The sequence below is a fragment of the Vibrio sp. 397 genome, assembly GCF_033339395.1.
Lineage (GTDB): Bacteria > Pseudomonadota > Gammaproteobacteria > Enterobacterales > Vibrionaceae > Vibrio > Vibrio alginolyticus.
The window spans coordinates 153,697-174,408 of the sequence record NZ_JAWOUN010000006.1; the positions used below are offsets into that span (position 1 = coordinate 153,697).

Genomic DNA, 20,712 nt, shown 5'->3' on the forward strand with positions numbered 1-20,712 from the left:
TTAAAAGGCGCTCTATTGAGCGCCTTTTTTATTTGTTATGTAAAACGATAAGAAAGAGTATGCCGAACATTGAGATCATTCGCTTTAAACACTTCACTGCGCGCAAAAGTGAGCGTTACACTGCAACACATAATGGGTTATATATTGTTGAAGAAGGTGCCCTATTAGTTCATCAACCTAATGGCGAGCAATTTGAACTTAAAGCCGGAGATTTCACACTCTATAACTCCGCAGATCTGAGCAGTGCAGAAGCCGTCTCTAGTGACGGAGGCTTTAAAGCACTGGCTTTAGTCTTCAATCCAAATATATTCTGTGACTTTAAGAAAGCGCACCCGATGCTACGTTCCAAAACGGAAGAAAGGCGCTTCTATCCTTTTTCAACGCAATCCAGTAGCGAAGTAGCACAATTGAAGGACATGTTGGTTAAGTTAGCGAGTCGCAATGCTCCAGACTACACACAAAGCCATATCGCAATGGCATTGCTGTCGTTGATGGTTGAGGTAGAGCCAAACATCCTATCTATCATAGATGATGCAAGTAGCCTGAGCGACTCTCAAAAAGCCATTAAGTACATTGAGGGTAATATTGAAAAAGACATCACGCTAGAAGGCTTAGCGGCTCATATGAGCATGTCCATCGCAACCTTAAAACGTCGCCTCGCCGCAGATGATCTTTCGTTTTCTCAGATATTAAAGGTGAAACGGATAAACTTCGCAGCAACCCAACTGCGCAAGTCAGAAAAATCAATAACAGAAATAGCGTTTGAGTCTGGCTTTAAAAGTGCAGCGCATTTCAGTACAGCATTTAAATCCGTTTACAACATGACCCCCAAAGACTTTAGAAACCAAGTTGTTAGGCCTAAAGTATAAATCATGTCGGCATTCGCATCCGTTGGGCTCGCCCTATTCCCAAAAACACGCTTGAGGATCGCGCTCCAACTCGTTGAGTAAGTCCTCAAGCATTCGGCTAAATGGAAGTGGCTTATAAGGCACCCACCTTAACAGCTCGTTGTGATATGTGGGAACATAGAAATACCAAAGTTGGTTTTCCTCATCAAACATGATCTTCGCGACGGGAGAAGTATACTCGCTATGCTGGGAGTCGAGGAGAAAATGCGCCCGATGAAGCTCAACGCCATTTTCTACTAGCTCATAGAGGCACTTGCCCTGTTCGACAGGCAAGTTAGCATTACGCGCAGAGCAGAGCGATTGAACTGATTTGTATAAACGACTTGTCGCCATTTGGGACACTGACATCAACGTTCTCCCGATGGATGATAGTTAGAGCTGTCGATCCTAGTATATAACCTTTACATCATCACCGATGGTAGTTATCTACCTAACTCAAGTATAAGATAGCTATATTATCATTTGCCCAGATTATCATCTCAGTCCACTTGGAAACGCTAGCTCCATCACCTCTTGACTAGAAACAATTCCCCTGTTTAGCGCTAACAGTTCACAAAAGTGTAACCTGAACGCAATATCATAAACTCTGCTTTATCCCGTATATGGAGTTTAATATGTTACGTTTTACTGTGGCGACGTTATTGGCCATAGCAGTCTCCCTCCCTACCATTGCAAAAGAAATCAACATCTCGGGTTCAACGTCGGTTGCTCGTGTGATGGATGTACTTGCTGAGGAATACAACAAAACACACCCAGACGATTACGTTGCTGTTCAGGGCATTGGTTCGAGTGCTGGTATCACCATGGTCAATAAAGGAGTAGCCGAAATAGGCATGAGCTCTCGCTATCTGACTGAAAGCGAAAAAGGTGAAGATCTCAATGTATACCCTATCGCTTATGATGGCCTCGCTGTTGTTGTAAACCGTACCAACTCTGTAGAAAACCTTTCTCAGCAACAGCTGTTTGATATTTACAAAGGTAAGATTAAGAATTGGAAAGAGGTCGGGGGCGCAGATCAGCCTATCGCGGTGGTTACTAGAGAAGCGTCTTCAGGTTCACGTTACAGCTTCGAAAGCTTGCTGGGACTGACCAAAATCGTTAATGATCGCCTTGTCTCGGATATCAGCCCAAACAACTTGGTTGTAAACAGCAACAGCATGGTAAAAACCATTGTTAACCATAACACTCGCGCCATTGGTTTTATCTCTGTAGGGTCAGTAGATCGCTCGATCAAGGCGATTCAGTTAGATGGTATTGACCCAACCTCGACAAACATTAGCAATCATAAGTACAAGTTGGCGCGACCATTCCTAGTGCTATACAAAGTAGATAAGATTAGCGATGCAGGTAAAGGTTTTATCGCTTTCCTTCGTTCAGAGCAGGGACAAAAAGCGATTGCAGATTACGGTTATACACCAGTAAAAAACTTTAATCAGTAAAAATAAAAAAGAGAGCACCTTGATGCTCTCTTTTCCTATGTCGTGTTCTCTCCGGTTTCGGAATTAGAAATGCAGTTGAATTACAGAGACCACAACCGCACCAGGTCGACGAATACCTTCAATTTCCACTTTAATTTCGCGCTCAATCTCCAAACCTTTTTTGATTGGCGTTACTTTTGTTAACGTGCTGACTGCACGAACATTATTGCCTGCTTTGACAGGGTAAGGGAAACGGACTTGGTTTAAACCCAAGTTAACTACCATTTTAGCTGTTGGGAACATTGGCTTGTCTGGATCAACTGAATCCGTCAGTTTAGGCAGCAATGCTAATGTTAAAAAGCCATGAGCGATAGTTGTCTTAAATGGAGATTCAGTTGAAGCACGCTCTGGATCAGTATGAATCCATTGCATGTCTTCCGTTACCGCACCAAATTGGTTAATACGTTCTTGAGACACATGAACCCAATCACCAGTGTGAATAACTTCGCCAATTTTTTCACTTAACTCGTCATAAAGCTTTTGAGCCTCAGGTGCCATTACGATCGGTGCAGGTTGAGGTGCAACTTCTTCGTTGACGGCTGGCTGCTGGTGATCACGAACTTTTGAGAAAAGAAAGCTATTTTGAGCTTTCCCCAAAAAGTCACTCCAATAATCGCGTAACGTTGGAGACATCCAATTCATAAACTCGGATTGATGAGCAGAAATCGCATCAACTTTGTCTTTAAATAGATTTGTGACCTTCATAAACACCCTTAAGAATTCTAAGCACAACTGGCTATACCAGTTAATTTTGAATTAGTTCACAAAGTCTTGCAAATACTTTCGGGCGAACACATGTACCCTAAAAGCATGTTATGTCTTATATATCAGCAAGATAACAATAAAACACCATTTTATTGACGTGCGCCAATATAAAGTAAAAACTCTATAAATTGGTACTTTTTGTCCCTTTTTCACTCCGTTTTCAAACTGTCCAACATCACATCAGTGATCATAAAACAAGCAAACAGTACTTCTATTATAATTCAGCACTTTACAAGTCGGGCTATGCTCCTTATTATACCGCCCACAACGGAGAGATGGCTGAGTGGTTGAAAGCACCGGTCTTGAAAACCGGCATACGTTAATAGCGTATCTAGGGTTCAAATCCCTATCTCTCCGCCACTTATTTAGAGAGCTCGCATTTATTGCGAGCTCTCGTCGTTTTAGCTCTTACAAAAACGAGATTTAGAAATCCTCGCTCGTAAGCGAATCCAGCACTTCACTATATTCGAGTTAAAAGCCCGCTAATTTTTAGCGGGCTTTTAACTTCGATTTTCTAAAGTTTAAGCAAACTTCTTAATCATTTCAGACAAGTCATTGGTGCAATTTTGCACTTTGGTGTTCATATGATTCGTTTCAGTCATCAGTTCATACGATTCACTGTACTTTAAATTAAGCGACTGGATGTTTTCATTTATTTCATCCGTTACATAAACCTGCTCTTCTATCGCGACCGCAATTTGTTGGTTTCGTTCGACGACGTCCTGAACAAGGGATTCCAATTGTTGAATGCTATCCAAAGCAGTACCTAACAATGTTACCGTTCCGGTCGACATTTCATTACCTTTCTCTAACGCAGAAACCGCTGATTTGCTCCCATTTTGAATCCCTTCAATGGCCGATTTAATCTCTGTTGTCGATTCCTGAGTTCTTTTAGCTAAGGTTCTCACTTCATCTGCTACAACGGCAAACCCTCTGCCTTGTTCGCCTGCCCTCGCGGCTTCAATTGCAGCGTTCAACGCTAATAAATTAGTTTGTTCGGCAATACCATTGATGACTTCAACAACGGTTCCAATTTGCTCGGTTTGTTGGTTCAAACGTATGACCACTTTAGATATTTCGCCGAGCTCACCCACCAACTCTAAAACCGATTGGTTAACATTATCGATAACGCTACGGCTGTCTATCATCGTATTTTGCGCTTCTAACGTAGCCTCGGCGGTCGCTTGAGCATTATTTGATATCTCAGATGAAGAGGCTTGCATCTCGTTGACCGCTGTTGCGACCGAGTCAATCTCCACTTTCTGTGCGCTTAAGTTCTCCGTCACTTGCTGGCTATTTGTCGCAGCACTGTTAGCACTTGCGCGCGTTTCTTCGCAAGAGTCTTTTACAGACACGCCAACGCGCCCCAATAGCGCATTTGCAAATTGCTTACGCATCTTCATACCCAGCTCAATCTCAGCCAGATCGTTGATTCTTCCGCAATAAATATATTCCATGAGTGGATTGTTGAAGTCTTGCCTAGCCTGTTTAGCGAGCTTCTCAACTGGTCTGGTTAATACATAAATAGAGAAAACGGAAAGTAACGCAACAACGCCAAACGCTATCACTGGTGATTGATTCATTTGTAGAATGAGTAAGCCAAGAAGGTTTGAAATTAAAAGGAAGAAGGCCGATCTCATCCACAAACGTGTACGAGGAAGATACATTTTCCACGGCTTACGATTATTTCGAAGCTTCGAATACGCTTTTTCCGCTCGCTGGATGTGTATACGCTCAGGTTTAAATCTCACTGATTGGTATTCCACAACTTCACCATTAGATTTTATAGGAGAAGCAAACGCGTCAACCCAATAATAGCCGCCGTTTTTACGTCGATTTTTGACCATTCCCATCCAGTGTTTGCCAGTTTTCAGGTGAGTCCATAAATCTTTAAAAGCCTGTTTTGGCATATCAGGATGACGCACAACATTGTGGGGTTTACCGATAAGCTCCCCTTCATCAAACCCCGCTACTTCATTAAAGTTTTCACTGGCATATTTGATGTAACTGGAGGTATCGGTAATGGAAACTAGGCTGTAACTCGAAGGGTAATCGTATTCCGTTTCACTCATAAACATGTGTCCTTACATTGATTAATTAACAAACGGCAAATATGAATTTATCAGCATAACATTTACATGCATAATGATAGGTTGATTCAAAAATAAAACAAAATTATTGACAAGCTTACTTGTTACTTAATGACTCTAGTCGCATTTTTATCCTCTAATACAAGGCTTCGTTAATATGCACAAGACTGAGCACTGTTCAAAATTAATACACAAAAGCGCTTCCGTACTGAGTTCGTAAATTGTTATAAGTAATCCACTAAAACGAAAACAAGGAAGACAAACACAATGACTATTCACTTTCGTCAGCTTGCAGCTAAGAGAAACACGACACACTTGTTTATTGACGATTGGAAAATTAACACTCAGCAGTCTTGGGGGATATTCAGCGCGGATGGAGATATTGGCTCTCTGCTTGGAGACCTTATTTGTGATGAAATGTCACCAAATAGTGGGGAAATTGAGCTAAATGGGCTGTCCGTTGCGCAAGTGTCGTTATCAGAGCAACAACGATTACTGGAAAGAGAATTAGAAAAGGATGATACGGATTTTCTTGATCGTATCGACCAAGGAAGCACTGTTTATTCATTAATCCTCGAACAGAGCCAAGACACTAACTTAACTGAACAGCTAGTTAATGATCTCGACCTAAGTCATCTTAGAGATAGTGGCTTCCGTGTTCTCTCTACCGGAGAAACCAGAAGAGTAATGCTCGCCCGAGCTTTAGCCACACAACCTGACTTAGTATTACTCGATAATCCATTTACTGGCTTAGATATTGCGCACCGAGCTGCTCTCGCTCGCTATTTACACTCGCTTTCTCAAAATGTGCAACTACTCATAACCTTCTCTCGCGAATCTGACATGCCTGAGTGGATCAATAGCATCGCGCTTTTCAGTGCAGGAAAGCTTGATAGTACAATGGATAAGTCCAGTTGGGATAATCATCCAATCATTGGACAAATTAAATCTCAGTCAAAGCAACAGAGTGAAGAAATGATGAGCTTGATACGTCAGCATCAGCACTCGACACCATTCAACAACCCAATATTTGAACTAAAGAATGGGACTGTTGAATACACCGATAAGAAGATTTTTACTGACTTGAACTGGCGCATAGACAAGGGCCAACATTGGCAGGTCAAAGGCCCAAATGGTTGTGGAAAGAGTACCTTACTTGGATTGATCTTTGGCGATCATCCGCAATGCTACAGCAATGACATTGATATTTTTGGTACAAAGCGTGGTACTGGCGAGACAATCTGGGAAATTAAGCAGCATATCGGTATGGTGTCTTCAGCGCTACACCTCCAATATCGAGTCAATTGCAGCGCATTAGAAGTCATTTTGTCAGGATTTTACGATTCGATTGGGTTGTATAACCAGCCAACTCGCAAAGAAATGGATATTGCAAACGAGTGGCTCGATATCTTACATATGAGCCAGTACAAAAAAACCTCATTTAAGCAATTAGAGTACGGCCAGCAGCGACTGTTACTGATTGCAAGAGCCATCGTGAAACAACCCACATTATTGATTTTGGACGAGCCGTATCAAGGGTTAGATTTTTTGGGTAGACGGTTAGTTAAGAACACACTTGAACTCATCGCTAGAGAGAATTTAAGCCAACTATTGTATGTGTCTCACTACCAAGAAGATCGCTTAGATAGCATCAAAAATGAGTTAGAGTTTGTGTTTGATGAAAATGCTCAGTGTTATAGAGCTAACGTCTACCAATCATAATGACTTCGCTGCGCAAGCTGCTCATAAGGTAATGGTTTGGAGTACAGGTATCCCTGATGATACCTCACTCCCATCTGCTTTAAGTGTTCAGCTTGCGCTATGGTTTCCACGCCTTCAGCGATCAATTGTACTTGTAATTCTTCCGCGAAATGAACCATCGCTTTTAAGACAGAAGCACTAAGGCTAGGAATACCAATGGTTTCGACAAAGCACTTATCGATTTTTAAGTAATCTATGCGCATGTGCTGTAGAAATGCTAACGAGGTTTGGCCAGTTCCAAAATCATCGATCAGCACATCAATACCATGCACTCGCAGCGCTGCAATGCATTTTCTCGCCTCTGAATCAATGAGCTGGCGCTCCGTTATCTCTACCCCTAATGAGACTTTGTTTCGGCTCAACTGTCTGTCGAGCAATTGAATTTTTCTGATCGCGTTTGGTCCGACTAAATAACCAGGCGGCACGTTAATACCAAGGTGGACAGGCTGATCAAAGCCTAATTTACTGAAGTCCTCTGCCGCTTTATCCAGAACGAAATCAGTAAGTAAAAAAACCAATCCACTTTGCTCTGCCGCAGGGACAAACTCATCCGGAGAAATGAACCCCTTACTTTGATGCTCCCATCGCACAAGCGCTTCAAACCCGAATAACTGGCCGGTATCAACGTTAACTTGCGGTTGGTAATACAGGGTCAACTCTCCTCTTTTTATTGCTCTTTTAAGATCCAGTATCAAGTTGCGATGAGGATCAATAAATTTATTCAACGCATACAAACAAAGGTAGATCACGAAAATAATTGGAATTGAGTACAAAAAATAGGAAAGTGTTCTCTGTTTGACGAAAAGATCGCTGGCTTCACTCAAAGCTTCATACTCAAACATTTGCGACGATTTGATACCGATAGGATTACTTCCCGCTCTTAATGCTCCTTCGGGTGAAACTTGCTCATGAATAAACAGCGCAGAGCGTTTTAGGCGTAAATCGTTGTTAAACCCTATTGTCGCATTAAAGTAGTCATGATCGATAATCGTTACGGCTTGATAACCGCGCTCTCCTTCCGTTACCACAAGCAAGAACTGATCGTACAAACTATCTACACTACCAAACGCTAGCGTTTGTCCCTTAGGAAAGGTGATGTGCTCAGCTAACGGTTTAGAGATACTTCCCAATTTCGAAGAACAAGTAATGACTCCCTCTTTCACAATGAGCATTTCTTCAATATCTCGTTCAAACATTAAGCTTTGCTGGAGCTCTTCACATCGTTCAGGGTGTAGCAGCGCCGTGCGGTTTTCTGTCTCTATTTGGAATAAAATTTCATCTGCAATTTGCACATTTTTTTCTAATAAATGATTGAGATTGTTTTGCACGCTTTCACGAGCTAAATACAAAACCTCTCCAATAACCAAGGGAATAGGCAGAAGAAAAATGATGGCTTTTTTAAAAATCGCCTTATTCAGCATATAAAAGTAACCTTTTATAAAACCGATTTACTGAGATGGTACCTCGATTCCGATACCCGCTAGCAACTCACGTTTTTTAACATTATTTGTTTGGATTAACTCAGTATGCGAAACGCTGAGTAATACCGCAAACTAAACAATGTCTTAATCACTCCTGTTCCAATTTAGTATCAAGCGCCTCAAACCTGAGACTTTAATTCGACACCATGTTATGTCTATCGGTACTTGCGAAAGTCTTTACCTGTCTGTTTCTCATCATGTAAGAATTACCCATTAAAATTATTTTTCTTTTCTCAGTGATTAAGAATTATATTTGTCGTAACTCCTACAACACGTTACAACACTCTCATGACGACAAACAAAGCTAATGCTAACCAGGTAAACGAAAAATCACTGCAGTTGTTAATGCAAGTTGCAGTTAGTCCGTTCCCAGTTTCTGCGAAAACGCTAAGCGAGCAATTGAACGTTCCTTTAAGCAGCCTTTACCGACACTTAAAACTGCTTAAAGAATGGAACTTGATCGAAGAAAGCGTTCACGACAAGACATTTGTCGTTGGTCCGGCGGCATTATTACTCATGCACAGCTATGAGACCGCGCAACATGGGCTCGACATGGTCGAAACCATACTGGCTAGGTTGGTACAACAAACCGGGGAAATGGCCGCTTATATGGTACCAGCGGGTTATCGTGCGCTTTGTGTCAGACAGAAAGAAAGTATGCAGGCGCTGCGTTGCAGCTTCGTCCAGGGTCAAAGTCAACCTCTGCTGCGCGGTGCCTCATCTAAAGTGATGCTCGCTTTTATGCCTCAAAGTCGATGCGAGAAAATCTTGAGATATTTTAATCAAGATCACCGACGTGACGAGTGGGAAAAAGAGCTCACAACCATCCGTAAACACGGATATGCCGTCAGTACTTCTGAGATTGACCCTGGTGTGTCAGGTATTAGCGCACCGGTAATGAAAGGAAGCAAACTGATTGGCGCAGTCTCGGTGATGGCTCCGGCCCACCGAGTCGAAAAGGACAAGCAGCGCATTATTTTACATGTACTGCAAGCGGCAAGGGCACTACCACCAGAAAGGTAATTCATCATGTTAAGCTTTTTCAAACGCTATAAACTCCACCACACCGTGAAACAGCCGCAGCATTACCCTTTTTCTTTTATGACAGTGTGTGAGTATTTGCCACCCATGTCTAAGGGCGCGTTTGAATTAGCTGATCAAAGTTTGGAAAATGCTAGTGATTGGCTTTACCAACAACACGATCATGAAACCGCTGAGAACTATGGGCACTTCAACCACGACAAACTGGAGAATGGCGAGTTTCAAGAAGCATTAAGCCTTTCGCTTTCTCGCCACTCAATTCCTGTTTTAGTAACTAACTGTACCGAGGCAATCTTGTCCATGTTACCTGTGGTCGTATCCTATCGAGACGAAGTGGGTGTCGTAAATATCGGGCATAACATGAACTTGAAGCCGACACTTGAGCCACGCTTAGGCTCTGCATTCCATTTTGCTCTTTCTCGCTATCAAAACGTACGATTGTTTTTTGCTGGCGTCAGTGAGCAAGAGACGAAGCAGGAAACGTGGGAATACGCGGAAGATCAAGGTTGTGATTGGGTGACCGAGAAAGAGTTTTCTTTTCGTCATCGCAATAACGTTAAGCAACAGATCGGCAATTACCTAGACCACTGCGACCAAATAATCATTAGCATCGACCTTGGATCTCTAAAAACCAAAAACAGCCTTGATGGCGCGTCAGAAATTGATATCCAAATGGTTCTACGCACGATTAGGCAATGTTTGGTTGCAGGTAAAGTGAGAGCAATTCAGCTCGTTGGCGATCGAGATTGTCTGGTGTATTCGAGACAAACGAAAGCCATACTAGAAGAGTTATATCAGATGGCTCCACTCATCGTTCACGCTGCATAGCGTTATAAACATTCAGAATCAGGATCGCTTCCTTCCTGATTCTGAACCAACATGCTTACTTATTATCCTTAACTAACAAATAGTTACACATATAAATCGACACACATCACACTTGCCTCTTGAACTAACCTGACACTTACGTTGTAATAAGGCCGCTAAACTTTGGTATGACATACGAAATAAAAAATAACCAAAGTTCAATAACTAAGCGGCTTCAAAACAAAAAATTACCGCAGCTATTCCAATTTCAGTGAGCATTTGCTCACGCTCGCTTGATGCCATCTTGTTCCACTCATTAGGACATTTGATGATGCGTCTTTGCAGTATTTTCACTGCGGTTCTTTTTTTACCGCTAACCTCACACGCCACCACTTATGACGTAAAAGATCTATCTGAGTTAGCTCAACTTTGCTCACACAAGAGTTTTAGTATCGAAAGCGATGGCACGACTTATCGCTGTACAGGGAAACTAGTCCTACCCGCTGGTGATAAAATTGTCTCCTCATTACCGGAAAAAGAGATAACGTTAAAAGCAGATTATGGAATTGTGTTAGAGGGGAATAATACGATTGGTGAACCCAATAAACGTATCTCTCTACACGCCCTCGCTACCGGATTAACGGTTAACAATGAGAAAGCATCAAACCTCGACGATTACCAAAACAAGCACACTGTTATCTATGGTGATCTTCTATCTGCTTATCCAACAAAGCTGCATAACGTTCTCATCGATGGGGATATAGAGCTAACAGGTGAGGCCCTTCATATTAATGGTGAGTACAACACCATTATTGGTGACATTTTGACTCACAGCACGACCAATATATTTAATACAAACATCTGTGGTAAGGTCGAATCACAAGGCGAAACACTACACCTAAAAACAAACCATCCTTTACAAGACCATTTTGTCGTCGGTGATGTTTCTGCGCACAACTCTCTGATTATAAAAGATATGTCGATCTATGGTACGGCTGAATCTGTAGGATCGTCAGCTACATTAAGTGGCTCATTCTATAGTTCCACCGCAGCAATTAAATACTTCCAAACATTGAACTTCAACAACGCTCCAAATCAGCCTAGTCAAGTTTGTGGTGAAATCCAACAAACGCCAGGAAGTGCACAAACGAAAGCACAAGACAACAAATACACGCAATACTGTGGATTGGGCGAGGCTGATTGTCACTACTCTTCCCAAGTCTGTCCAATCACCCCTCAAGATGTGCCGAATTGCAGCATGCAGCCTCCATCGGAGAACGACTTAAACCTCAGCGTCACACCATCGGACGACATGGCACTGATGTGCGGCGACGATCTTCCGCAATTTACAGCAACAACAACCAATGATGGAGAAGTTGTAAGCGCAGAAGTCAGTGCTGTCCTATCACACCCTGACTTGTTCACTTTAGAGGTGGTTAAAGGTCAGCAGACATTAGGAGCCAACCAATTTATATCTGACGAGAATGGTGAACTTGTTGTTCGAGTGGTTCCGAATAATATTGATACGATCTCGTTAGATACCAACTACACACTAACTTTCACTATGGCGAAAGACACGAGCAAGCATCAAACTGTTCGCTTTATGTTTACGCCATTTATGTTTGAGGCCTACTCAAAGACGAAAAGCGCAACTTTAAATGAAATACGCGTTATTGCAGGTAAACCAGAAAACGTGCATACGCGATTGCTTGCTTGTGCCTCCACCGGCGAACCTGTAGTGGCAAGCAACTACAATGGTACGCCTAAGGTTTTTCATCCATTGGTTCAACCATTAGGAGGAAGTGAAGGAAACTTTAGCTATTCAGCGGAATTTAAAGACGGCTTGTCTGAACATGGTCTTATCACGAACGAGTCCGGCATATTTGAAGTGACATTGTCCGATCATTTTGAATGTGAGGGATTTGAAGAGTGTCCAGAAGAAGGCAAAGTGGAAGTGAAAGGGACATTTAATGTGCACTCGCGACCATGGACACTCGCTATTTGTGACAACCAACGTGCTTTGCCTTCTGGCACCTCTGAACAAGGAGAAGGGTTTCTTGCTGCCGGAGAACTTTTCTCTCTAACGGTGAAACCAATCATTTGGCAACCTGACGGCTCTGTAAGTGGGTCTGTTGAATCAGCACGCTATTGTGATGCTTCTATCACCCGTAATTTTACGCTTGATGACGCTCCAGCAGCATCGGTTGTCTTGTCGAGTGAGCAACATACGCCATCAGAGACAGCGAACCAAACCTCAAAATTGCTAAAAAGTAGTGACTCACTGGCTCAGGCGCATAATTCAGCCAAGAATGATCAATTCTTCTTTAATGGATTATATTGGGAAGAAGTCGGGAGCTTGAGAGTAAAAGCAAACCTAGAAAGTAAATATCTAGGTATGACTGTGAACGAAGGCTATCGTTACGTTGGTCGTTTTTACCCAAAATATTTTCAAGTGCAAGACCAAGAATGGCACTACCCACATGGCCAAACTTTTGCTTACATGAATCAACCTTTTGAGAAAGTCACTTACGATGTTGTCGCACTCAATGCGAATAAGGAAAACGTGAAGAATTACGTCCACTTTTCGTCTAACCTTCAACAACATTTCGATTTAGGCGAGCTAAGCTCATACTCCGATCGGTTTTTGCCGCCTAAGCCTAAGAAGGTAGACTGGAAACTACTGGGTAGCGCGAGTGTTGGAACGTTTGTTATAGAGAAGCCCTCGACCAATGCGACTTGTAACAATAGCCCATGCTGGAAAAAGAACACGACAGATAAGCAATATCCTGATGGTCCATTCAATACCGAGACTAATAGTGACAGCAGCCAAATAGGTTTAGTCTCAGTAAAAGCCGTTGATGAGGTAAACTTCTTCGACGATAGCGAAGTGCTCACAAAACAACCAGACATTCGATTCGGTCGTTTGAACTTTCAAGATGTAGGTGGCAACCAAGGCATGGTGATCAAAGTGCCACTTGATGTGGAAATTTGGCAAAACGGTCGATTTACGACTAACTTCGATGACAGCTCAACAACGGCGAATGGTGAATATTACTTCAGCACGCCAATTTGGTCGCATGCGCCTGCAAACAACGCCCTGCTTTCTGGCCTTGGAACGATGAGTATCGGCAGGATAACCGATATCGTTGCAAGCCAAATTGACTCAGCGCGCGAGCAAATACAATTCCACCTAGATTTAGACAGCTCAGGCAATCGCATCCCTTGGCTGAAATACGATTGGGATAGCTCTACAAGTGAAGAGGAAAACCCACCCGTCATTGTTACGTTTGGTATTCACCGAGGAAACGATCGCATTATTTATCGTGGTGAACCGAATGTGCTTGGCCTAAATTAACGCGAAACGACAAAACAAAAAAAGCCCCTCAATTGAGGGGCTCTTTTCACACAGACTGTGTAATTTACTTTGCGCCACGACGCGCTTTCAGGCGCTTCACCATAGCAAGACGACGCTCTGCCGACCCTTGGTCTGTTGCCGACTGGTTCGGGTTATTACGACGACCTTGACGATTCTTAAACGCTGGTTTTGAGTGCAGCTTTTCAATGTAAGATTCACGCTGTTTTGGTTCATAGCCTGCAAGCTCAATACGGCGAATGCGTTGCTGGATTAGATTTTCAACCTGAACAACCGTGAGCTCTTCATCTCGATTTACAAATGAAACGGCATGACCTTGTTTACCTGCACGGCCTGTACGACCAATTCGGTGAACGTAATCTTCCGCTAGGAAAGGCATGTCATAGTTCACAACGTGAGGTAAATCTTCAATATCTAGACCTCGAGCAGCGACATCGGTAGCCACCATGACACGTGCTTTACCGGACTTGAACTCTTCTAACGCACGACGACGAGCACTTTGAGCACGGTCACCATGACAAACCACCGCTTTGATACCATCAAGTTTCAACTCTTTTACAACGTCGTTTGCGGTCTCTTTGTAGTTCACAAATACCAACACTTGTTTCCAGTTCTTACGACCAATCAGCTCCGAAAGCAGTTCCGTTTTTCGCTCTTGATCAACTGGATATAACACGTGAGCAACTGTCTGTGCTGTCGTATTCGCTCGCTCAACTTCAATACGCTTAGGCTTACGCAGGATATCTTTTGCTAACAGATTTAGTTGGCTCGAAGTCGTTGCAGAAAACATCATAATTTGCGGATCAGTATCCACATCTAGCATGATCTTACGTACTGCGTGAATAAAGCCCATGTCCAAGATACGGTCTGCTTCATCAAACACTAAAAACTCTAAGTGTGCGACCGAGACATTACCTTGTTCAATGTGCTCTTCCAATCGACCAGGTGTAGCCACTAGGATATCTACACCGTTTTCTAATGCCGTTACTTGAGAAGACATTTTACGGCCACCGAAAATCGCAGCCACCGACAGGTTCGTGTATTTCGTGTAAGCTTTGATGTTGTCAGCAATTTGTTCAGCAAGCTCACGAGTTGGAGCCAAGATAAGTGCGCGAGCAGTCTTACGAGAAGCGCTACGGTTACTGTCTAGCAACTGCTGAATCATAGGCAGAGAAAACGCAGCCGTTTTACCAGTACCTGTTTGTGCTGTAGCGAAAATATCATGGCCTTTGCGAGCCATTGGAATCGCCTTCTGTTGAATTGGCGTTAACTTTTCATAACCGCATTCTGCCAGTGCTTTAACCACTTCTGGCGCAAAACCTTGAGATGAAAATGACATTGAGCGTATTCCTTAAACAAACCACTAAAAATAGCTTTAAAAATTTAGCCGTGCACTATACCCGAATTTGAGTGATTTATCTCACTTTTCTCATTGAAATCCTACAAAAGAAAAAACGGTGAGCACAGATATATTAGTGGTTCACCGTTTTCGTTTAACCTTTGCGCGATTTAATGTTTGATGCCAGATAACTGAAGGAGAATTCGCTCAAGCTCATCCCATGGCAACAGCTGAGAATCTATCACTTCTAATCGTGATTCAAAGCCTTCTAAGCTGATTTCATTCACCGACACGACTCGGTTGGCAACATTAAACGCGTAACAACCTTGATCCGTATTGACCACTGCTTTAACACGCTCTGCGGTCAAGTCCGAAAGCATAGAGAAAAGCTTTTCAAAATCAAACTTATACTCTGCCCCAAACAACCACCCACAACTAAAATAACCCTGCCCTTTGTTCTCTTTGCGCACAAAGGCTTCACCAGGCGCCAATTGGAATTGAGGCTCTTGATGAGCGTGGTCATGATGATGTGACTCGATATGGGAAGAAGCGCTGCCGTAAACCCGCTCAATATCCAAGACTTCTATCGGCAACTCACCGTCATGAATAAGCTTACTGAATACTTTTGAAGGGGATTGGTCCGTCACCCAGTCATTAAACACATCAAGATCGTGGCTGGAACATAGGTCAACCTTACTACCAATAACCACATCTGCACTGTCTAACTGGTCCACGAAGTTTTGGTTAGAAAGATACTTTTCATCGCTTAAGTTACGCGGATCAACCAAGGCAATCGTCGCTTTAAGATCAACGTAAGGTTCATACTGCTGTGAGGTAAGCGTCGCGATAACCTGTTTTGGATGACCAAGGCCTGTTGGCTCAATCAATAAACGGTCCGGTTTTTGACGCAATAATGCGGTGATACCTACCGACATCGGCACACCCGCAGTGCAGCACATACAACCACCTGGCACTTCTTTAATCAGCGCGCCTTGGTCGGTCATCAATGCACCGTCGATGCCAATCTCACCAAATTCATTGACCAAAACCGCCCAGTTTTCTTTTTCCGGTTTGTTCTTCAGTAGATTTAAAATCGTGGTCGTTTTACCGACACCCAAAAATCCGGTCAGTATGTTGGTTGGTACTCGATTTGACATGCTTATCTCCGACACGTTAGTGCATTAATGCTCCAGCAAAGTATACGGAGAATGTGACTCGCTTCAACGCTTTTTATCGCACTCATCAAGCTCATTGCGTGATGCGTTGGCACACATTTTTCGAGCTTGTTTGGGTTGACTTATCAACTCTGAACGCTTCATATCGGACAAGTACCTACCGGTATAAATAACGCAGGTAAAAAACGCGATAATAGCGACTACGATGGGAAGAACTCCGAGCGTGTTTTCGAATTTAAGCGCAGCAATAGCCAACGCGAAAACAACGACAGAGATAAGTGCGATTGACTTACTTTTGTTGCTTTTCATAATAACTCGCCTTTCGTAAAGTTAGCCCCCTAACACCTCCTGTACTAGAGGAATGTCAGTTTGAACAACATCCAACCTGACTATTCAATGCTACTCCTTTCGCTACTTGTGAAATTTGACAAAGCTAACATTTACTACAACATCAAACGACGAGCTTATTATTATCTTTCATATACTTACTGGATTTTAAAACACTTACTAGCAAATCGACCCGCCGCTGACCAATATGTCGTTTTCATCGGCAATACAAACTTGCGCCACCAGCTTTAGTCCTTCGACTATCATGTCCAAAGACATAGAAGGCTGACTGCCATCTGCTGCTTGTACTGGCAATAATGGAATATGAACAAACCCGTGACGAATCGGATTGTCTTTCAAGTAATGTTGGATGCCATAAAAAAGGTGGTTACATACAAATGTTCCAGCACTGTTGGAAATCTGGCTAGGTATACCCTGCGTTTGCAATGTTTGCACAACACGCTTTATCGGTAGTGTCGAGAAGTAAGCATCAGGACCATCAGCCACCACGGGTTCATCAATCGGTTGATGACCAGCGTTATCTGGAATACGAAAATCATCGACATTGATTGCGACACGCTCTGGGGTTATCGCGCTACGCCCGGCCGCTTGCCCTACAGTAATCACACAGTCTGGCTGGTGCGCTTCTATTGCTTCAATAACGACTTTCACCGAGTCATATCGAACTACGGGGACTGGGCAAGTAACTATCACACCTCCTTTTATGGCCGCGGCCTCTAATTGCTTGACCGCTTCTAAGGCGGGGTTAATGGCGTCACCACCAAAAGGTTCAAAACCGGTAATCAGGACTTTCTTCATAACAGCCTTTAGGAAAAGAGTTTCACAAATTATTGCACTCCCCTTCACCCCATCCAATAGCAAAAGTATTGATGAGATAAACCAGACAACATTATGTGACTCATGTCTAACCAGAGAGTGTTTTCTGCCTCATTGAATCTAGGCAAGTTCCGGACTATCGAGACTAACTTATTGATGATTAGTGGCAGGGCAAGGTTCTCTCATTACATGACGCACGTAGAAGCTTGGTTTCCACGCTTAACTTAGGTAGAGTACGCGACCGCAATGCAATTCGAAGAGATTGAATACAATGAATATTGATAACCATGTAATCGAAACGATTGAAGAGTTAGAGGCATTTCTGCATTTAGTAGAAAGCGGCGCTCTTGGCCTTGAAGGTGTCACTGGCGTTGCGCTAGCCACCTCTAATACCGATGGTCGTCCATTTGTTGCCGTATTAGGAGAAAAGCACCAATTGCTCCTTGGCCGCTGGGTTTCGCAGCACGTATATGACAATGGTAAAGACATCGTTCGTAACGGCCCAACCAGAAAACACTAAGCGCTCGACGCCACCTATAACATCACGCCGTCTTATACACCAAGCGTATGCTTTGAAAGCAATGCGCTTGGTGTACTCAAAAAATAAAAAAGAAAAGGCTAGCCTTTATTAATTTTGTCGGTATACTGCACATCAGCTCTTACGGAAAGAGCTATTAATGTAATTAAAGATCAAAGTTTCTCTCAGTTCCACATCGAATTCCTCGTTTACGTTCCTGCGACAAAATAGTTATCTCTAAAATCATATAGTAGCACTTGATATTAGCTAAAAATTCAATATTTAAAACAATCAAATATAGAGGTATCTATGTCTAATAAATTAACTGGTTCAGTAAAATGGTTCAACGAAACTAAAGGTTTTGGTTTTATTTCTCAAGACAATGGCGGTGATGACGTATTCGTTCACTTCCGTTCTATTGTTTCTGAAGGCTTCAAAACTCTTACTGAAGGCCAAAAAGTATCGTTCGTTGTTGAACAAGGTAACAAAGGTTTACAAGCTGCTGAAGTAACTGCTCTGTAATTCTTTGTGTGGCATCAATGTTGTTGGTGCCACAATCCCCTTCCACTTATTACTGCCCTTACTATTCTCTATCTAAGTTTATATACCCAAATCACTTACCTCTCCCACACCATCATTAATCACTTTCAATAAAGTCACTTTGGTATACATCTTTAGGTAATCACACAACCTACCTTGCAATTCCAGTTTGGAATTAAATTAATCTCATTCATATCTGAATCACTTCGCCTCATGCTTTGCTCATAAAAATAAAGTTTATAAAATAAAAGCGATTGGCGAATATAAGAGAAAAAATGAAATTAAATATATCTGCTCAATCAATAAATTCTAATAACTACGAGCACATAATCCCTAGCTGAGAGGTTGAGTCAGCACTGAAATGTCATTACATGAAGCCATTTATCGGACAACACTTCATAGGGACAGCGTCTGGATTCACATACTTCGCGGGATTTGTTGAGTTAGAGGAACCGAATCGAAGGTCTCATTCCTTTATCAAGTTTCCAAAATGGTGAGTTCGAATTTGATGCAGTCAAACAAAAAATTTCTAGCCAGAGCACCACGTTTACTTTAGGGACTAAAGTGCACGTATTGGTTAAAGACGTCGATTCGAAACAAAGAAAGATCATGTTCAATTTAAAAGATACAGAACACACGGTAGGTTAGTCTGTTTTTTAACCCATTGTTCAAAAATAAAAAATAAGCTTTAGATATCGCGATTAACTTGTGACATTTCGCTGACATCAGCTCATTCTAAAACCCTAATATCTGGCAAAGGAAACGAATCTAATTTTTGTTTCCAGACACCATCGCAGAGTGTATTTCCAGCACTCTGTTTGCCTCGAGAGGTTCTTATGACAGCCTAGGATCTCTCGAGGCTTTTTTGCACCGATTCAAACCACCTGATTCTACATCCCAACTATTATCCCCTACCCAAGCTGTACTTTTTAACTAGTTCACTAGATCGACAATTGTTATTTAAGCAACTGATCACACAACCTCTTCCAAATTTTGGGTATAAAAGTAGCAATACTTTCGTTAACTAGGATGTAAATAATGAAAAACTCGTTTGATCTCACTATGCCCAACGAAGAAGGATACTTTGGTGAATACGGTGGTAGCTTTGTTCCACCTGAGCTTGAACAAATCATGCATGACATCAACGCAGCTTATGAGGAATGCAGCAAAGATCCTGAATTTAAAGCGGAACTCGCTCGCCTGTATAAGCACTTTGTTGGACGACCTAGCCCAATCTTCCATGCGGAAAACTTGTCTAAAAAATACAGAGCAGACATCTACCTAAAGCGCGAAGACTTAAACCATACAGGCGCACATAAAATTAACCACTGCTTAGGGGAAGCCATTCTCGCTAAAAAGATGGGTAAGAAGAAACTGATTGCTGAAACTGGCGCAGGGCAACACGGTGTTGCGCTTGCTACAGCCGCGGCATTGGTTGGCTTGAAATGCGATATTTACATGGGTGAAGTTGATATCGCCAAAGAACATCCGAATGTCGTCCGCATGAGAATCCTTGGTGCTAATGTCATTCCTGCCACTCATGGGCGCAAAACCCTCAAAGAAGCGGTAGATTCTGCATTCGAAGCTTATCTGAAAGATCCTGATACACAACTTTATGCGATAGGCTCTGTCGTTGGCCCTCACCCATTCCCTAAAATGGTGAGAGATTTCCAATCAATTATCGGTAACGAAGCACGAGTTCAATTCAAAGAAATGACCGGCAAGTTACCCAATAATCTCGTCGCATGCGTTGGAGGTGGTTCTAACGCGATGGGGCTATTTACTGCTTTCTTAGAGGATGAACAAGTCGCCATTCACGGCGTTGAACCTGCGGGCCGCTCTTTGCAAAAGGTTGGCGAGCATGCTGCAACACTCACACTCGGTGAGCCAGGTATCATGCACGGATTTAAGTCTTACATGCTTAAAGATGCGCAAGGCGAACCTCAGGAAGTGTACTCTGTAGCAAGTGGCTTGGATTACCCATCGGTTGGACCTCAGCATAGTTACTTAAAAGACATTGGCCGTGTCAATTACGGCTCAATCAGTGATGACGAAGCGATTGATGCCTTCTTTGAGCTGTCTCGTGAAGAGGGAATAATCCCTGCTATTGAATCCTCACACGCTGTCGCTTACGCGATTAAACTCGCGAAGCAAGGAGAAACCGGCTCGATTTTGATCAACCTATCAGGCCGTGGTGACAAAGACATTGATTTTGTCGTTGAACACTACGGCGCAAAATACGGCATTGAATCACTCATATAGCCTAACTCCGT

17 protein-coding genes, 1 tRNA gene and 1 pseudogene are annotated in these 20,712 nt (G+C 42.8%); 11 read left to right on the forward strand and 8 right to left on the reverse strand.

Annotated features, from left to right (window positions below):
- Positions 1–59: 59 nt before the first annotated feature.
- Complete coding sequence (locus tag R7P36_RS11990) at positions 60–869, forward strand: helix-turn-helix transcriptional regulator (RefSeq protein ID WP_213899596.1); 810 nt, start codon at positions 60–62, stop codon at positions 867–869.
- A gap of 33 nt (positions 870–902) precedes the next feature.
- Here R7P36_RS11990 and R7P36_RS11995 read toward each other — a convergent pair whose 3' ends face one another.
- The gene (locus R7P36_RS11995; RefSeq protein WP_017821084.1) at positions 903–1,256 is read right to left on the reverse strand and encodes a DUF3024 domain-containing protein; all 354 of its coding nucleotides are present in this window, start codon (positions 1,254–1,256) and stop codon (positions 903–905) included.
- A 266-nt stretch (positions 1,257–1,522) separates the two neighbouring features.
- On the opposite strand from R7P36_RS11995, the gene R7P36_RS12000 reads away from it, so the two are divergent.
- Positions 1,523–2,347 (forward strand): phosphate ABC transporter substrate-binding protein, encoded by an 825-nt coding sequence (locus R7P36_RS12000; RefSeq protein WP_017635752.1) that lies wholly within the window; start codon positions 1,523–1,525, stop codon positions 2,345–2,347.
- A gap of 63 nt (positions 2,348–2,410) precedes the next feature.
- On the opposite strand, the gene R7P36_RS12005 is transcribed toward R7P36_RS12000, so the two are convergent.
- Positions 2,411–3,091 carry a MaoC family dehydratase gene (locus R7P36_RS12005; RefSeq protein ID WP_005375670.1) on the reverse strand — a complete coding sequence of 227 codons (681 nt, stop codon included), beginning with the start codon at positions 3,089–3,091 and terminating at the stop codon, positions 2,411–2,413.
- A 329-nt stretch (positions 3,092–3,420) separates the two neighbouring features.
- Between R7P36_RS12005 and R7P36_RS12010 the strand changes: the two genes are divergently transcribed.
- Positions 3,421–3,511, forward strand: a tRNA-Ser gene (locus R7P36_RS12010).
- Positions 3,512–3,672: 161 nt separating this feature from the next.
- Here R7P36_RS12010 and R7P36_RS12015 read toward each other — a convergent pair.
- Positions 3,673–5,223 (reverse strand): PAS domain-containing methyl-accepting chemotaxis protein, encoded by a 1,551-nt coding sequence (locus R7P36_RS12015; RefSeq protein WP_033907145.1) that lies wholly within the window; start codon positions 5,221–5,223, stop codon positions 3,673–3,675.
- Positions 5,224–5,508: 285 nt separating this feature from the next.
- Between R7P36_RS12015 and modF the strand changes: the two genes are divergently transcribed.
- Positions 5,509–6,963, forward strand: coding sequence for a molybdate ABC transporter ATP-binding protein ModF (gene modF, locus R7P36_RS12020; protein WP_161440990.1), 1,455 nt, complete (start codon positions 5,509–5,511; stop codon positions 6,961–6,963).
- Here modF and R7P36_RS12025 read toward each other — a convergent pair.
- Positions 6,951–8,423, reverse strand: a complete 1,473-nt coding sequence (locus tag R7P36_RS12025) for an EAL domain-containing protein (RefSeq protein WP_213899598.1) — start codon at positions 8,421–8,423, stop codon at positions 6,951–6,953. The two genes, modF and R7P36_RS12025, sit on opposite strands and share 13 nt — an antisense overlap.
- A gap of 348 nt (positions 8,424–8,771) precedes the next feature.
- On the opposite strand from R7P36_RS12025, the gene R7P36_RS12030 reads away from it, so the two are divergent.
- From R7P36_RS12030 to R7P36_RS12040, 3 genes are all read left to right on the forward strand, one after another.
- Positions 8,772–9,506 (forward strand): IclR family transcriptional regulator, encoded by a 735-nt coding sequence (locus tag R7P36_RS12030; RefSeq protein ID WP_005386192.1) that lies wholly within the window; start codon positions 8,772–8,774, stop codon positions 9,504–9,506.
- Positions 9,507–9,512: 6 nt separating this feature from the next.
- Positions 9,513–10,352, forward strand: coding sequence for an arginase (locus tag R7P36_RS12035; RefSeq protein ID WP_005375657.1), 840 nt, complete (start codon positions 9,513–9,515; stop codon positions 10,350–10,352).
- Positions 10,353–10,659: 307 nt separating this feature from the next.
- Positions 10,660–13,686, forward strand: a complete 3,027-nt coding sequence (locus R7P36_RS12040; protein WP_213899599.1) for a DUF6701 domain-containing protein — start codon at positions 10,660–10,662, stop codon at positions 13,684–13,686.
- A gap of 64 nt (positions 13,687–13,750) precedes the next feature.
- Here R7P36_RS12040 and R7P36_RS12045 read toward each other — a convergent pair whose 3' ends face one another.
- The 4 genes from R7P36_RS12045 to pcp form a co-directional block, all read right to left on the reverse strand.
- Positions 13,751–15,043 (reverse strand): DEAD/DEAH box helicase, encoded by a 1,293-nt coding sequence (locus R7P36_RS12045; RefSeq protein WP_025768979.1) that lies wholly within the window; start codon positions 15,041–15,043, stop codon positions 13,751–13,753.
- Positions 15,044–15,213: 170 nt separating this feature from the next.
- Entirely contained in the window at positions 15,214–16,200 is a 987-nt protein-coding gene (locus R7P36_RS12050) for a CobW family GTP-binding protein (RefSeq protein WP_017821090.1), read from the reverse strand.
- Positions 16,201–16,263: 63 nt separating this feature from the next.
- A complete protein-coding gene (locus R7P36_RS12055) occupies positions 16,264–16,527 on the reverse strand; it encodes a hypothetical protein (RefSeq protein WP_053303741.1) in 264 nt (87 codons plus the stop codon).
- Positions 16,528–16,725: 198 nt separating this feature from the next.
- The gene (gene pcp / locus R7P36_RS12060) at positions 16,726–17,364 is read right to left on the reverse strand and encodes a pyroglutamyl-peptidase I (RefSeq protein ID WP_213899600.1); all 639 of its coding nucleotides are present in this window, start codon (positions 17,362–17,364) and stop codon (positions 16,726–16,728) included.
- A gap of 289 nt (positions 17,365–17,653) precedes the next feature.
- Between pcp and R7P36_RS12065 the strand changes: the two genes are divergently transcribed.
- From R7P36_RS12065 to trpB, 4 genes and pseudogenes are all read left to right on the forward strand, one after another.
- The gene (locus R7P36_RS12065; protein WP_005375646.1) at positions 17,654–17,902 is read left to right on the forward strand and encodes a hypothetical protein; all 249 of its coding nucleotides are present in this window, start codon (positions 17,654–17,656) and stop codon (positions 17,900–17,902) included.
- 306 nt (positions 17,903–18,208) lie between these two features.
- A complete protein-coding gene (locus R7P36_RS12070) occupies positions 18,209–18,421 on the forward strand; it encodes a cold-shock protein (protein ID WP_005375644.1) in 213 nt (70 codons plus the stop codon).
- 359 nt (positions 18,422–18,780) lie between these two features.
- Positions 18,781–19,087, forward strand: a pseudogene (locus R7P36_RS12075) (S1 RNA-binding domain-containing protein); the annotation flags it as partial.
- Between the two features lie 390 nt (positions 19,088–19,477).
- Positions 19,478–20,701: a tryptophan synthase subunit beta gene (gene trpB / locus R7P36_RS12080; protein WP_213899601.1), complete on the forward strand. Its 1,224-nt coding sequence runs from the start codon at positions 19,478–19,480 to the stop codon at positions 20,699–20,701.
- The last annotated feature ends 11 nt before the right edge of the window (positions 20,702–20,712 follow it).